Origin of the sequence: Streptomyces sp. NBC_01808 (assembly GCF_035917395.1) — a bacterium.
In the GTDB taxonomy this organism is placed as follows: Bacteria; Actinomycetota; Actinomycetes; order Streptomycetales; family Streptomycetaceae; genus Streptomyces.
This window is the reverse complement of the sequence record NZ_CP109072.1, coordinates 8,079,629-8,094,141: the sequence shown is the minus strand read 5'-3', so window position 1 is coordinate 8,094,141 and position 14,513 is coordinate 8,079,629. Positions and strand designations below refer to the sequence as shown.

Here is a 14,513-nt window from a genome sequence, read left to right as displayed (position 1 = left end):
ACACCATGTCACGTGCGATATCACTGGACTGCGTCACCAAGGTCTACGAGCGCGGCATCCGGGCCGTCGACCGCTTCTCGCTCGACATCGAGCCCGGCGAGTTCGTCGTCCTGCTCGGCCCCTCCGGATGCGGCAAGTCCACCGTGCTGCGCATGATCGCAGGACTGGAGTCCGTCACCGAGGGGCAGTTGCTGCTCGACGGCGAGGACGCCGCCGAACTGGCGCCCGGGCAGCGCGGCATGGCGATGGTGTTCCAGAACTTCGCCCTCTACCCACGGATGACCAACCGGGACAACATCGGCTTCCCGCTGAAGCTGGAGGCCCGCGGCGACGTCGGCCCGCGGGTGGACGCCACCGCCCGGCTGCTCGGCATCGAGGATCTGCTCGACCGCTACCCCGCGCAGCTCTCCGGCGGCGAGCGGCAGCGCGTCGCGATCGGCCGGGCGATCTCGCGGGAGCCCACCGCGTTCCTCATGGACGAGCCGCTGTCCAACATCGACGCCAAGCTGCGCAACCACCTGCGCGCGGAAGTCGCCCGGCTGAACCGCGAGTTGGCGGTCACCACGGTCTACGTGACGCACGATCAGGCCGAGGCGATGTCGCTCGGCGACCGGATCGCCGTGATGCGCGACGGCGTGCTGCAGCAGGTGGGTTCGCCCCGCGAGGCGTACGCGCTGCCGAAGAACATCTTCGTCGCCGCGTTCATCGGCACCCCGCGGATCAACCTCCTCGAAGCCGTCGTGCACGCCCCGCTGCCCGGCCGCATGACCATCGACCTCGGCCGGCAGAGCCTGGTGCCGCCCGAACCCCTCTCCCCCGACCACCAGATGCTCCGCATCCAGCAGGGCCGGCCGGTGATCGTCGGCCTGCGCTCCGAGGCCGTGCGCATCGCCCGGCCGTCGCTGGCGCGCGCCGGCGAGTGCGCGATGAGCGGGATCGTGGAGCACGTGGAGTACCTGGGCCACGAGGCGCTGCTGCATCTGAACACGGGCTCGCGCGCGGCCCTCGTACCGGCGCTGGAAGGTCCGCGTACGGACACCGCGCCCGGCGGCCACCGCAAGAACAAGGAGGGCACGGTCCTCGGGCGGCTGCGCGACAGGGCGGTGGCCCATCTGCACGGCCTCGGCCAGGACGACCGGGGCGAGGGGGCGGTGGGCGTGCTGGAGGAGCCCCCGGTGCCGGCCGCGCCGCCGCAGAGCGCCGAGCGCGCCGCGATCGCCGGGGGCGACCTCGTCGTACGGACCGGGCCCGACGTCCAGGTCCGGCCCGGCACGCACGTGCCGCTGCTGATCGACCTGGAACACCTGTACGTCTTCGACCAGCAGGGCCGCCGCGTCTGCCCCGCGCCCGCGCACCAGCCGCGGCTGGACGAGTGACGCGGCCCGCGCGGGCAGCGCGGCCCGCCCGCCGGTGCACGGCCGGCGCGGGGCGGCGACCGCTCTCCGGCCACTCGGGTGAGCATGGGGTAAATCACCCAATTGCCGCTTTTCTTCGGTAAATCTCACTGCCAGGCTGGCAAACGACCTCTGACGGCTCCGTCGCCCCTGGAGATTTCCGTGATTCTGTCGATCTCAGGCGTTGTCCTGCTGGGAGTGATCGTCTTCCTGTTCTTCCGCAAGGACGGGCTGAAGCCGTCCCATGCCATCATCTGCGCCCTCTTCGGGTTCTACTTGGCGGGCACCGCGATCGCACCCAGCATCAAGGCCGGCGGCCAGAGCCTGGCCAGCCTGCTGGGCGGCATCAAGCTCTAGGGCGCCCCCGCCGGCGTCCCGCACCCAGGACTCGGAGACCCGACGATGCGACGACCGTTGGCCCGGCTGCTCGGCCGCGAGACGCCCCCGGCGGCCCGCGGCCGCGAGCCGGCCAGGACGGCGGCGGACGGCGCCGCGGACGTGCTGCGTCCTGTGGTGGTCGTGACCCGCGGCGCGGGCCGGCTCGCGGCCGCCGCCCGGCGGCGCTGGAGCGCGACCCCGAAGGAGCGGCGCGGGCCGACGGCCTTCCTCGCCGGTGCCTGCCTGCTGCTGGTGTACCTGATGCCGTACGGGCCGCTCGCCGCCGCCGTGGCGCTGCTGGCCGCGGCGGTGTGGGCCGGCCGCGACCGGGGGGAGAAGGACCCGGCGGAGGAAGCGGACGCGGCGGCCCGGCGGCAGGAGCGGCTGGCGGCGCTGTACGAGGCGCTGGTGCCGTACTTCTCCTCCCGCGACGACCCGCACCCCCTCTACGCCCACGAGGGCGACATCGAGCAGGTCTTCGGCGACGCCGAGTTCGACGGCGACGACCGGCTGACCGCGCTGCGGCTGCGCTACCCGCCGTACTTCCGCGACGGCGAGCCGGAGTCCCGGGCGCGCATCGAGCAACTGCTGTACGCCAAGTGCGGACGCGGGCGCGAGTACCTCTTCGACTGGCACGAGGACGACAACCGCCTCGACCTCGCCGTCCTCGACCCGCTGCCCACCGATATCGGCGCGCAGCCCTACGTCACGGCGCACGGCGAGTCGGTGCTCGGCTTCACCGACGCCGAGGGCGTGCGGCGGACGCTGCCGGTGCGCACCGAGGACGGCGACCGGGACGAGCCGCCGGTGCTGTGGCGTACCGGACCGCGCTCCACCGAGCCCCATCTGCTCGCCCTCGGCCAGCCCGGCACCGGCACGACGACGCTGCTGCGGTCGCTGGCGCTGCAGGCGCTGCCGCACGGCGAGGTGCTGGTGGTCGACGGCGGCTGCGCGGGCGAGTTCGCCCTCCTGGCGGGGCGTCCCGGGGTGCTCGGGGTGGAGTCCACGGTGGCCGGCGCGCTGGCGCTGCTGCGCTGGGCGGCGGAGGAGACGGAGCGCCGGCTGCAGCGCCCGGTCGCCGCCGGGGGCGACGCGGCGGACGGCGGCCGGGCGGCGGGGCCGCGGCCGCTGTGGGTCGTCGTGGACCGGCCCGCGGCCCTGAGCCATCTGGCCGCCGCGGCCGGGCAGGAGGATCCGCAGGGGCTGCTGGAGGTGCCGCTGCGGCACGGCCGGAGGGCGAACGTCACCGTGGTGGTGGCGGACCAGTTCGACTGCGCCGCCTCCCTGGGGCCCGCCGTACGGGACCACACCCGCGCCCGCGTCGTGCTGGGCCCCGCCTCGGCGGCGCAGGTCGCCTCCGTCCTCGGCGCCCCGCCGCACACCACGCCGGTGTACGAGGTCCCTCCCGGGCGCGGCTACGTACGCCTCGGCCAGGGTGAGGTGCACCGGCTGCAGGTGCCCGCGACGCCCGACCCGCACCACCGCGAGACGCCGGAGGCGCTGCGCCGGGCGGTGCTGGAGTTGCTGCCGGACCCGCCGGCCGACGGCTCCGCGGCCGGCACGGCGGCGGCCCAGGCCGGCGGCTGACGGACGGCACCGGCCGGCACGGCCGGTATCCACGGCGCCGGCCAGCCCTCGGCGGCCGGACCAGCAGGCGGGTGCGGGTCCCGGCCCCGCCGGTCCGCACCGCCCACGCGTGATCGCGGTCGTCAGCGCTGGTCCCTCCCGCGCCCCCGTCCCTCCCCGGTGACCGGCCCGTCAGGCGATGAACGCCCCCGCCGGCTCCGCCGCCACGGGCCCACCGCCCTCCGACACGGCGCGGGCCGCCGCCGCGAGCCGGCCGACCGCCTCCTCCGCGACCGCCCCGGTGACGGTGAACGGCAGCCGCACGTACCCCTCGAAGGCCCCGCCGACGCCGAACCGCGGGCCCGACGGGATCCGTACCCCCACCCGCTCGCCCGCCTCGGCGATCCGCGAGCCGGACAGACCGCCCGTGCGCACCCACAGGGTCAGCCCGCCGTGCGGCACGGTGTACTCCCAGTCGGGCAGATGGCGCCGCAGGGCGGCGACGATCGCGTCGCGGTTGGCGCGCGCCTGGGAGCGGCGCAGGCCGGTGGCCGCGGCCCAGCCGCCGCCCTCCAGCAGCCAGGTGGTGGCCAGTTGCTCCACCACGGGCGAGCCGAGGTCGGCGTACGCGCGGGCGGAGACCAGGCTGCGGATCACCTCGGGCGCGGCGCGCACCCAGCCGATGCGCAGGCCCGCCCAGAACGCCTTGCTGGCCGAGCCGACGGTGACGACGGTGGAGCCCGCCGGGTCGTATGCGGCGACGGGCCGGGGGCGTTCGCCGGTGTCGTCCAGGCGCAGTTCGCTCATCGTCTCGTCGGCGACGACGACGGTGCCGGCGCGGCGGGCGGCGTCGACGAGCGCGCGGCGCTGGTCGTCGTCGGCCAGGGCGCCGGTGGGGTTGTGGTAGTCGGGGATGACGTACGCCAGCCGCGGGGCGGCGTCGCGCAGGGTCTGCCGCCAGGTATCGACGTCCCAGCCGGTCAGCCCCTCGCCCATGGCCACGGGCACGAGCCGGGCGCCGTCCTCGCGCATGAGCTGCAGGATGTTGGCGTAGCTCGGCGAGTCCACCGCGATGCGCTCGCCGCGGCCGGCGAAGAGCCGGCACAGGGCGATCATCGCGCCCATCGCGCCGGTCGTGATCATGATCTGCTCGGGCATGGTCGGCACCCCGCGGGCGGTGTACCGCTCGGCGATGGCGGCACGCAGGCCCGGCAGCCCCGCGGGGTAGTCGCCGTGGGTGTGGGCGTAGAGCGGGAGTTGCTCCAGTGCGCCGTGCATGGCGCGGGTGAGCCAGGGCTCGGGGGCGGGCAGCGCGGCGCAGCCGAGGTCGATCATCGAGCCGGTGGCGTCCGGCGGCAGCGGTTCCAGGCCGCGGGTGGGCAGCGGGTGCCCGGCCGGCACGGAGGTCCAGCTTCCGGCGCCGCGGCGGGATTCGAGGAAGCCGGCCGCGCGCAGGTGTTCGTACGCCGCGGCGATGGTGGTGCGGCTGACGCCGAGGGCGGCGGCCAGCTCGCGCTCGGCGGGGAGCCGGGTGGCCACCGGGATGCGCCCTTCGAGCACCAGCAGGCGCACGCCGTCGGCCAGGGCGCGGTACGCGGGCAGGCGGCGGCCCGGCCGGTCGAGGGCCACGGCGCCCGCGCTCTCCTGCGACCGCAGCAGGCGCGCGAGCTGAACCGCACCGACGGCCGACGTCCATTCCGCCATGAGAACCAGGCCACCTTTCCCCGATTGGCCATATCACCTGCACAAGCCCAGTCCACATAGTGGCACGCAGCCATCCAACAGGACCAGAGGGGAGCCAGTCTTGTCGCGCTGGAGGGGATCTCGTACGGCCCGCCGGCTCGCGCATCTGTACGTCGGCCTGACGCTGTACGGGCTGAGCTGCGCGCTGATGGTGCGCGCCGGGATCGGGCTCGACCCGTGGGACACCTTCCACCAGGGGCTCGGCAAGCAGACCGGATGGTCGATGGGCGTCGCGACGATCGTGGTCGGCGCGGCGGTGCTGCTGCTGTGGATACCGATCCGGCAGCGCCCGGGGCTCGGCACGGTGTCGAACGTGGTGGTGATCGGCGTCGCCATGGACGCCTCGCTCGCCGTCCTGCCCGACGTGCACGGCCTGGCCCTGCAGATCCCGCAGATGCTCGCCGGCGTCGCCCTCAACGGCGTGGCCACCGGCCTGTACATCTCCGCCCGCTACGGCCCCGGCCCCCGCGACGGCCTCATGACCGGGCTGCACCGGCGCACCGGCCTGTCCGTCCGGCTGGTGCGCACCCTGATCGAGATCACCGTGCTGGCCTCCGGCTGGGCGCTCGGCGGTGCGGTCGGCGCCGGCACGGTCGTCTACGCCCTCGCGATCGGCCCCCTGGCCCAGTACTTCCTGCGCGTCTTCGCGATCCCGGAACCGGCGCAGACCGGGCCGGAGACGGCCCGGCGGGGCGGAGTGCGACGCGACACCCGCGAGGTGAATTATGTGCCGCCTGGCGCGGAGCGGTAGTGTACGCCTCCGGCTCGGCAGGCGGACCGTTACAGCATGCAGTGAGATGAAATCAGTCGGTGACATCTCCGTCACATGTGACAAAGCGGACGCCTGTGGGTAGAAGCAATGGGGCGGCACGACGGGCGACGCATGTCCCGGAACGGGAATCTTCATCGCCGACCGGACGTTGACCGGATGACGACGACAGCGACACCTGTCCTGTGGGCGACAAGCCCGGGAGGCAACGATTCATGAGTGAGCGAGCTCTTCGCGGCACGCGACTCGTGGTGACCAGCTACGAGACGGACCGCGGCATCGACCTGGCCCCGCGCCAGGCGGTGGAGTACGCATGCCAGAACGGCCATCGGTTCGAGATGCCGTTCTCGGTCGAGGCGGAGATCCCGCCGGAGTGGGAGTGCAAGACGTGCGGCGCGCAGGCGCTGCTCGTCGACGGCGAGGGACCGGAGGAGAAGAAGGTCAAGCCCGCCCGGACGCACTGGGACATGCTCATGGAGCGGCGCACCCGCGACGAGCTTGAAGAGGTCCTGGCCGAGCGGCTCGCGGTACTGCGCTCCGGCGCGATGAACATCGCCGTGCATCCACGCGACAGCCGCAAGTCGGCCTGAGGCGCGGCGCGGCTTCCGGACGAACGGCATCGGCAAGGGCCCGTCCCGCAGTGGGACGGGCCCTTCCGGGTGCCCGAAAACGGTGGACGGCGCACAGTGACCTCCGGGCGCGTACGCCGCGAAGGCGGCCGGGCCTGAGGTGACGGACGGCCGGGCGAGGACCGGTGGCCGGGGCTCAGCGCTCCGGCGGCCGGTCCTCGTCCTCGTCCCGAATCACCTCGCCCTGGACGACCTTGCCGTCCGGGCGGTGGATGCGCGCCTGTGTGTACGCCTGTCCCAGATCGCTTCCGGAGGCCGAACGCTCGATCGCCCGGGTCAGCCTCCGGCGCACCAGCGCCCGTACCGGCGGCAGCAGCAGAAGCAGCCCCGCGGCGTCCGTGACCAGGCCCGGGACCATCAGCAGCAGCCCGGCGAGCATCGTCAGCCCGTTGCCCGAGCCGCGCGCGCGGTCCGGCTCCGGCGCCTCGCCGCGCTGCTGCCGCTGGAGTTGCTCGGCGAGCGAGCGCCAGGCCCGCCGGCCGGCCCGCTTGATGACGACCGAGCCCAGGATCAGCCCGCCCACCAGCACCGCGAAGACGCCCAGGACGCCGATCTGGGAGCCGAGCATGATCAGCAGCCACAGCTCCAGCAACGCCCAGGCGGCGACGCCCAGCGGGGCCAGGGTGCGGGCGAGCGACCGGCGCCTGCGCGGCGGACGGCCGCGGCCGTCACCGGGGCCGTTGCGACGGCCCGGGCCGCCGGGGCCCGCCCCCCGGTCGTCGGAGCCTGCCGGGTCCTCGTACGGCTGCGGAATGCGATCGCTCATGACTCAAGTGTGCCTGCGGCCGAGAATCCGCCCCAGCCGGGACCGTACGCCCCAGGCCGGCACCCGCCAGGCCGCCTCGGCGAAGATGTCCTTGCTCATCTTGGAGTCGCCGCGCTCGCGCTCGACGAAGGTGATCGGGACCTCCACGACGTGGTAGCCGGCGTCGGCCACCCGCCGGGCCAGATCCACCTGGAAGCAGTACCCCTGCGAGGCGATGTTCGCCAGCCCGATGCCCTCCAGGGTCTCCCGGCGGAACGCGCGGTAGCCGCCGGTGACGTCCCGGATGCGCAGCCCGAGCCAGAGCCGCGAGTAGGCGCTGCCGCCGCGGGAGATGAACTCCCGGGACTTGGGCCAGTTGACCACCCGGCCGCCGGGCACCCATCGGGAGCCGAGTACCAGGTCGGCGCCCTTGAGCGCGGTGAGCAGCCGGGGCAGTTCCTCCGGCCGGTGCGAGCCGTCGGCGTCCATCTCGACCAGGACGCCGTAGTCCCGCTCCAGCCCCCAGGCGAAGCCGGCCAGGTACGCGGCGCCCAGGCCCTCCTTGCCCGCCCGGTGCAGCACGTGTACGTGCGCGTCGTCGTTGCTCAGCTCGTCGGCGAGCTTCCCGGTGCCGTCCGGGCTGTTGTCGTCGACGACCAGGACGTCGGCATCCGGCACCGCGGCCCGCACCCTGGAGACGATCGACTCGAGGTTCAGGGCCTCGTTGTACGTGGGGATGATCACCAGGATCCTGCCCAGCGGGCCGTAGCGCCCCTGAACCCCGTCTGTCACTGCCGTCCCTTCCGCAATTCCCGCTCGAGCCGTCCACGCACGCACACGGCCGCACGGGACGGACGCCCACCATAGCCAGAGTCCGGCGGAGTCCGGCACCGAGGCGGTGCGCAACGGTACCGCGGGACGGTCCGGGGACATGACCCGGACGGTCGCGGAGACCGCGGAGGAAGGGGAATCGGGAGTGGCGGCCGGTGGCTCGCGGGGCCGTGCCCGCACGGCCGTCGCCGCTGCGGGTCGGGCCCGGCGCCCTTCGGTCCGACCTGGGACCCGCTGGCTGCGGATCGACCGAGGGCCGTTGTCTACTGAGCGTCCGGGCCCCACCCGGGGTCACACCAGCCCGACGGATGCCATCCTCCCTCGCCCCCGTGCCGGAGTCCTGGACCTGGCTGCCTGCGATGGGGCGCCGGTGCGGCACACCATCCGTGGCCCAGAGCGTTCCACGACTGCGCGGAGGTGATCCAGCCGGACGTCCTGTGGTGGACTCGGCCGAAACTACCCGCCGTTGCCCGTTGCGTGTCAACAGCCGTGTCACCTGTGGCGTTTTGCCGAAGCGGCTGGTCAGTCCCGAAATCAGGCCGCGGTCCCACGCCCGGGACGGCCTTCGTTCGGCCTATCGAAGATCGTTAACTCACCCGATCGGCCCCGGGTGGACGGTGTTTCCGGCCACGACGGTACGCAGGCACACGGGCAGTTCCGCGCCGGGCGTGAGGTCGGGCAGGCCCGGAGTGCCGGAGCGCGGGTCGGTCGACCAGTTCGCGACCCGCTCGTCGGGCACCTGTACGACGAGGTCGCCGGCCGCCCAGACGGCGTAGTCCGCGGGCGCGCCGGGCACGAGCACGCCGGCGTCGTCGCGGCCGACGGCCCGCCAGCCGCCGCGGGTGTGGGCGGTGAAGGCGGCGCGGGCGGAGATGCGGTGCTCGGGCGTGCGGTGGAACGCGGCGGCCTGGACGGTGCGCCAGGGGTCGAGCGGGGTCACCGGGGCGTCGGAGCCGAGGGCGAGCGGCACACCGGCGCGCAGGAGGGCCGCGTACGGGTTGAGGGCCCGCGCCCGCTCCGGTCCCAGCCGGCGCGCGTACATGCCCTCCTCGCCGCCCCAGGCGGCGTCGAACGCCGGCTGCACGGACGCCGTGAGCGCCAGCTCCGCGAACCCGGCGACGGTCTCGGGGGTGAGCATCTCCGCGTGCTCCACGCGGTGCCGCAGCGCCCGTACGCGGTCCAGGCCGACCCGCTCGGCCGCGGCCCGTACGCCGTCGACCACGGCGGCCACGGCGGCGTCCCCGATGGCGTGGAACCCCGCCTGGAGCCCCGCCTCGGTGCAGGCGGCGACGTGGGCGGCGACGGCGGCTGAGTCGAGGTAGCCGTTGCCGCGGTGCCCGGGGCGGTCGGCGTACGGCTGCGTCAGGTGGGCGGTACGTGAGCCGAGGGAGCCGTCGGCGCAGAAGTCGCCGGCCGCGCCGAAGGCGCCGAGTTCGCGGAGGCGCCGGGCGTCCGCGGGGCCGGTGACGGCCTCGCCCCAGTAGCCGGTCACCCGCGGCCCCGGCCGCTCGGCGGCGAGCGCGAGCAGCGCCGCGAAGTCGTCCTCGCCGCTGAGGTCGGGGCCCGCGCACTCGTGCACGGAGCCGATGCCGACGGCCGCGGCCCGGTCGAGCGCGGCGCCCTGCGCGGCGGCGCGCTGGGCGGGCGACATGGCGGCGTACGCGGCGCGGCGTACGGCGTGGTGGGCGTCGCGGGTCAGCGGCGCGTCGGCGGCGTAGCCGTCGCGGTCCGCGACGCCGGGCACCAGGTCGAGCAGGGCGGTGCTGACGGCGGCGGAGTGGACGTCGACGCGGGTGAGGTAGAGCGGCCTGCCGCCGGCGGCCTCGTCGAGTTCCGCGCGGGTCGGGGGGCGGCCCTCGGGCCAACCGGTCTCGTCGTACCCCTGGCCGATGAGCGCCCGCTCCGCGGGACGTCGGGCGGCGTGCGCGCGGATCCTGGCCAGCGCGTCGGCCAGCCCGGTGGCGCCGGAGAGGTCGAGCCCCGTCAGCGCCAGTCCGGTGGCGGTCACATGCACGTGCGCGTCGGTGAACGCCGGGGTGACAAGGGCGCCTTCGAGGTGGACGACCTCGTCGGCGGCGTCGGCGAAGCCGTCGGCCGCTCCCTCGGAGCCGACCCAGGCGACACGGTCGCCCTCGACCACCATGGCGGTGGCGAACGGGTCGGCGGGGCTGTGGACGGTGCCGCCGCGCAGCAGCACGGTGCGGCGGGCGGAACCGGCCCGGGAAGGCGCGGAGTTCGCGGGTTCCGCGGGTCGGGCGGCGGGGCTGTCGGCGGTCACGGCTGCGGTGCCTCGGATTCGGATCGGGGGCGCCGCGCCGTCAGATGCGCGGCGGCCTGGCTTCGTACGGCGTGGAGAGCACGACGGTCGTGCGGGTGGAGACGCCGGCGAGCGAGCGGATGCGGGCGAGCAGGTCCTCCAGCTCCGCCGGGGCGGCGACGCGCACCTTGAGGATGTAGTTCTCCTCCCCCGCCACGCTGTGGCACGCCTCGATCTCGGGGACTTCGGCGAGCCGGTCCGCGATGTCGTCGGGGGCGCTGGGGTCGAAGGGCTTGACCGAGATGAACGCGGTCATCGGCAGGCCGATGGCCTCCGGGTCGACAATGGCGCCGTAGCCGCGGATCACGCCGCGCTGCTCCAGCCGCCGCACCCGCTGGTGCACGGCGGAGGTGGACAGGCCGGTGGCCTTGCCCAGGTCCGTATAGCTCATCCGCCCGTCTCTGACGAGCAGCTCCACGATGTGCCTGTCCAACTCCTCCACAACGCATCAACCTACTTCGTTTGCGGCGGTCAGGTACATCCGGGGCCGCCGGGTCGGCCGGGGAGGGCGCCTTCGGGGGCGCACGGGGCGCACGCGGTGGCGTGTGACGAAGGCCACAGTCCATCGGGGGGCGAGGGGGACCCTGCGGACGATTATTCGGATGACAGCGAGGGAAATCCTTGCTGTGGTCGAGACCACCACGTGACCGTCCAGGTGGCCCAACCTGAGGGGGAGCAGCATGCGCCGTTCCGAGCATGTCGAACTCGTCGATCCCGACGCCGTCGACGACGAGGAGGGCGGCAGTTACGCCGAGACCTCGCTGATCTTCCGGGTGCTCTGCCCGGACTGCGTCCAGCCCATCGCCCTGCTGGAGGGCGAGGACGTGCTCCCCGAGCACGCCCGCGTGACCCCGGCGAACCCCTTCGGCCTGACCGTGTGCACCGGCTCCGGCAGCCCGCTGTCGGCCGCGGTGCCCGAGGACGCGCGGCTGGACGCGCGCGCCGAGGACACCGCCGTGCTGCTCACGCTGCCCGAGGGCCTCGACTGGCGCCGCCAGCCCTTCTCGCACGTCGGCGGCCCGGGGAACGACCCGGTGCGGCGGCGGCTGCCGGGGATGCGCCGGCGCAAGTAACGCCCGCACGCCGCCCCGCGGCACCCGCCCGCGCCCCGGCCCCGTCCCGCGCTCCCGAAGCGCTGCGGACCGGCCCCTAGCCCCGGTCGGTCTCCGCGCCCAGCAGGTGCCGCGCAACGACCACGCGCTGGATCTGGTTGGTGCCCTCCACGATCTGCAGCACCTTCGCCTCGCGCATGTAGCGCTCCGCGGGGAAGTCGGCCGTGTAGCCGTAGCCGCCGAGCACCTGCACGGCATCGGTCGTCACCCGCATCGCCGCGTCCGTGCAGAACAGCTTGGCCATCGCGGCGTCCTGGGCGAAGGGCAGGCCCGCGTCGCGCCGCCGCGCGGCGGCGAGGTACATCGCCCGCCCGGCCGCGATCTGCGTCGCCATGTCGGCGAGCAGGAAGCGCAGCCCCTGGAAGTCGGCGACGGGCCGGCCGAACTGCTGCCGCTCCAGCGCGTATCCGTGCGCCGTGTCGAGCGCCCCCTGCGCCACCCCGATCGCGCACGCCGCGATCCCGAGCCGGCCGGAGTCGAGGGCGTCGAGCGCGATGGCGAAGCCCTGCCCCTCCTCGCCGATGCGGCGCGCGTCGGGGATCCGTACTCCGTCGAAGTGCAGCAGGCCGGTGGGCGAGCCCTTCATGCCCATCTTCTTCTCCGGCGGCGCGGCGGTCAGCCCGGGGGCGTCGCCGGGCACGAGGAAGGCCGTGATGCCGCCGGCGCCGGGGCCGCCGCTGCGGGCGAGGACGGTGTAGAAGTCGGCGACGCCGGCGTGGGTGATCCACGCCTTGGTGCCGTCCAGGGTCCAGGTGTCGCCGTCGCGTACGGCCCGGGTGGTCAGGGCGGCGGCGTCGGAGCCCGAGGCGGGCTCGGAGAGGCAGTACGCGCCGAGCAGGCCGCCGCCGAGGATGGCCGGAAGGAACTCCTTGCGCTGCTCCTCGGTGCCGTAGCCGGCGACCGCGTGGGTGGCGAGGGTGTGCACGGAGGTGCCGAGGCCGACGGTCAGCCGGGCGGCGGCGAACTCCTCCAGCACCTGCAGGTAGACCGTGTACGGCTGCTCCCCGCCGCCGTACTCGGCCGCGTAGGGCAGCGCGAGGAGTCCCGACTGCGACAGGGTGGTGAACAACTCCCGGGGGAAGCGGCCCGCTTCCTCTTCTTCTGCGGCCACGGGAGCGATCTCCCGCCGGACCAGCTCGCGGACGAGGGCCAGCAGGTCGCGTGACTCCTCGGTGGGCAGCTCGCGTTCCACGGGCAGCGGACCACGTACGGCCATGCGGTGCACTCCTTCTTCGCCGGGCGCGCGTACGGCGCTGTCGACGGCGGCACCGGCCGGGATATGGCGGCGCCGCCCGTTGTGTTCGTGCAGCCCGATGCTGCCCCGCCGGATTGCGGCGAGCCGGCATGTCAGGCTGCGGTGAAGGGGAGTATGCCCGATCGGCGGTATGCCGAGACAGACGGGGTACGCACCGAACCGGCCACCGGCCGGGGCGGGTTCCGGTGTCAGGGGGCGGCGGCACCGCCGTCGGCGGCGAGGCCCGCGAGCAGGTCGTCGTAGCCGGCCTTGACGCGGGCGACGCTCATGCCGCCGGTGCGGCGCTGATAGCCGTAGAGATTGGCGGCCAGCGGGGCGAGCAGGGCGTCGGCGAGCCAGCGCACGTCGGCCTCCGGCCGGATCCGGCCGACGAGCAGTGCGAGGTGCTGCCGGTACAGCTCGTACGAGCCCTCGGTGAACCGGGCGTCGGCGGAGTCCATCTCGGCCACGAGCAGCAGCCCGAGCTGGTCCTCGGTGCGGTCGACGAGGGCGTGCAGGAAGGCGCGGATGCGCTCCGGCGCGGCCGCCCCCGGCCCGAGCGGCGGCGGGCCCTGGAGGAACGCGGCCTGGAACTGCACCTCGCGGTCGTCGATGACCGCGTACGCCAGCCCCGCCCGGTCGCCGAAGCGGCGGTAGACGGTGCCGACACCGACGCCCGCGGCCTTGGCCACCTCGTCCATGGACAGCGCGTCCGGGCCGCGCTCGGCGACCATCGCGGCCGCGGCGGCGAGGATCCTGCGGCGGTTCTGCGCGGCGTCCGCGCGCTCCGCCGGCGGCCCGCCGACCAGGGGCAGCCCGGCGCCGGCCGGGCGCCGCCGGCTCGTCGCGTCGTCGTGTGTCACCTGCGCTCCTTCCTGTCCGGAGGATAGCGAACAGGAGACTTCTCCGGTTCCTGCTGGCATCCGGAGAACTCTCCGGTTACCCTTCGAGTGCCAACCGGAGAACTCTCCGGATATCGAAGGGAACGAACATGACGCAGCTCGCGGGCCGGACGGCCCTGGTCACCGGCGGCAGCCGCGGCATCGGCGCCGCGATCGTGCGGCGGCTGGCCGAGGAGGGCGCCGATGTGGCGCTGACGTACCACCGCTCGCCCGAACGGGCCGCGGAGGTCGTACGGGCCGTGGAGAAGACCGGCCGCCGGGGGCTGGCCATCCCGGCCGACGCCGCGGACCCCGACGCCGTCGTCGCCGCGGTCGACCGCGCCGCCGCCGAACTCGGCCGGCTGGACGTGCTGGTGAACAACGCGGGCATCGCGCCGTACGGGCCGCTGGCCGAGGTGCGCCGGGAGGACGTGGACGCGGTGCTCGCCATCCACGTCCGCGCGGTCTTCCTCGCCTCCCAGGCGGCCGCCCGCCACCTCGGCCCCGGCGGCCGGATCATCAGCATCGGCAGCAGCTTCGCCGAGCGGGTGCCGATACCGGGCTGGACCCTCTACGCCGCCAGCAAGTCCGCGCTGACGGGCCTCACCCGCGGGCTCGCCCGCGACCTGGGGTCGCAGGGCATCGCCGTCACCGTCGTCCACCCCGGCGACACCGACACCGAGATGAACCCCGCCGACTCCCCCGACGCCGACGCCGCCCGCGCGCTCAGCGCGCTGGGCCGCTACGGCAGCCCCGAGGACGTCGCCGCCACCGTGGCCCACCTCGCGGGCCCCGGCGGCGCGCAGATCACCGGCGCGGCGATCGCCGTCGACGGGGGCTTCGCCGCGTAGTGCGGCCGCCCGCGGCCCCGCGCGCCCCTCCCCGTACCACCCGAACGACCGACCCGGGAGACA

General features: G+C 74.8%; 14 protein-coding genes. 7 read left to right on the top strand and 7 right to left on the bottom strand.

The genetic code is table 11. The annotated features are described in order from the left end of the window. Window positions 1–5 precede the first annotated feature (5 nt). The 3 genes from OG946_RS35440 (at window position 6) to OG946_RS35430 (ending at window position 3,359) form a co-directional block, all read left to right on the top strand. Complete coding sequence (locus OG946_RS35440) at window positions 6–1,376, top strand: ABC transporter ATP-binding protein (protein WP_326800027.1); 1,371 nt, start codon at window positions 6–8, stop codon at window positions 1,374–1,376. Window positions 1,377–1,556: 180 nt separating this feature from the next. Continuing rightward, window positions 1,557–1,751, top strand: a complete 195-nt coding sequence (locus tag OG946_RS35435; protein ID WP_326800026.1) for a hypothetical protein — start codon at window positions 1,557–1,559, stop codon at window positions 1,749–1,751. 45 nt (window positions 1,752–1,796) lie between these two features. Further along, window positions 1,797–3,359, top strand: a complete 1,563-nt coding sequence (locus OG946_RS35430; protein ID WP_326800025.1) for a hypothetical protein — start codon at window positions 1,797–1,799, stop codon at window positions 3,357–3,359. Window positions 3,360–3,530: 171 nt separating this feature from the next. Here the strand turns inward: OG946_RS35430 and OG946_RS35425 are convergent, their stop codons facing one another. Next, window positions 3,531–5,042: an SCO1417 family MocR-like transcription factor gene (locus tag OG946_RS35425; RefSeq protein WP_326800024.1), complete on the bottom strand. Its 1,512-nt coding sequence runs from the start codon at window positions 5,040–5,042 to the stop codon at window positions 3,531–3,533. Between OG946_RS35425 and yczE the strand changes: the two genes are divergently transcribed. Together yczE and OG946_RS35415 are read left to right on the top strand one after the other, a co-directional pair. Continuing rightward, on the top strand, window positions 5,041–5,832 hold the full coding sequence (gene yczE, locus OG946_RS35420) for a membrane protein YczE (RefSeq protein WP_442814576.1): 792 nt from the start codon (window positions 5,041–5,043) through the stop codon (window positions 5,830–5,832). The two genes, OG946_RS35425 and yczE, sit on opposite strands and share 2 nt — an antisense overlap. Before the next feature lie 233 nt (window positions 5,833–6,065). Beyond that, window positions 6,066–6,440, top strand: coding sequence for an RNA polymerase-binding protein RbpA (locus OG946_RS35415; protein ID WP_026276152.1), 375 nt, complete (start codon window positions 6,066–6,068; stop codon window positions 6,438–6,440). Window positions 6,441–6,615: 175 nt separating this feature from the next. Here the strand turns inward: OG946_RS35415 and fxsA are convergent, their stop codons facing one another. The 4 genes from fxsA to OG946_RS35395 all read right to left on the bottom strand — a co-directional run bounded on the left by fxsA (window position 6,616) and on the right by OG946_RS35395 (window position 10,814). Then, window positions 6,616–7,245, bottom strand: a complete 630-nt coding sequence (fxsA, locus tag OG946_RS35410; RefSeq protein ID WP_326800022.1) for an FxsA family membrane protein — start codon at window positions 7,243–7,245, stop codon at window positions 6,616–6,618. A 3-nt stretch (window positions 7,246–7,248) separates the two neighbouring features. Then, on the bottom strand, window positions 7,249–8,016 hold the full coding sequence (locus tag OG946_RS35405) for a polyprenol monophosphomannose synthase (RefSeq protein ID WP_326800021.1): 768 nt from the start codon (window positions 8,014–8,016) through the stop codon (window positions 7,249–7,251). A gap of 631 nt (window positions 8,017–8,647) precedes the next feature. Then, window positions 8,648–10,333 (bottom strand): amidohydrolase, encoded by a 1,686-nt coding sequence (locus OG946_RS35400; protein ID WP_326800020.1) that lies wholly within the window; start codon window positions 10,331–10,333, stop codon window positions 8,648–8,650. Window positions 10,334–10,373: 40 nt separating this feature from the next. Then, entirely contained in the window at window positions 10,374–10,814 is a 441-nt protein-coding gene (locus OG946_RS35395; protein WP_018835479.1) for an Lrp/AsnC family transcriptional regulator, read from the bottom strand. 238 nt (window positions 10,815–11,052) lie between these two features. Between OG946_RS35395 and OG946_RS35390 the strand changes: the two genes are divergently transcribed. After that, a complete protein-coding gene (locus OG946_RS35390) occupies window positions 11,053–11,445 on the top strand; it encodes a hypothetical protein (protein WP_326800019.1) in 393 nt (130 codons plus the stop codon). 76 nt (window positions 11,446–11,521) lie between these two features. Here OG946_RS35390 and OG946_RS35385 read toward each other — a convergent pair whose 3' ends face one another. Then, entirely contained in the window at window positions 11,522–12,700 is a 1,179-nt protein-coding gene (locus OG946_RS35385) for an acyl-CoA dehydrogenase family protein (RefSeq protein ID WP_326800018.1), read from the bottom strand. Window positions 12,701–12,927: 227 nt separating this feature from the next. Further along, on the bottom strand, window positions 12,928–13,581 hold the full coding sequence (locus OG946_RS35380; protein ID WP_326800017.1) for a TetR/AcrR family transcriptional regulator: 654 nt from the start codon (window positions 13,579–13,581) through the stop codon (window positions 12,928–12,930). 128 nt (window positions 13,582–13,709) lie between these two features. Between OG946_RS35380 and OG946_RS35375 the strand changes: the two genes are divergently transcribed. Beyond that, window positions 13,710–14,450: an SDR family oxidoreductase gene (locus OG946_RS35375; RefSeq protein WP_326800016.1), complete on the top strand. Its 741-nt coding sequence runs from the start codon at window positions 13,710–13,712 to the stop codon at window positions 14,448–14,450. The last annotated feature ends 63 nt before the right edge of the window (window positions 14,451–14,513 follow it).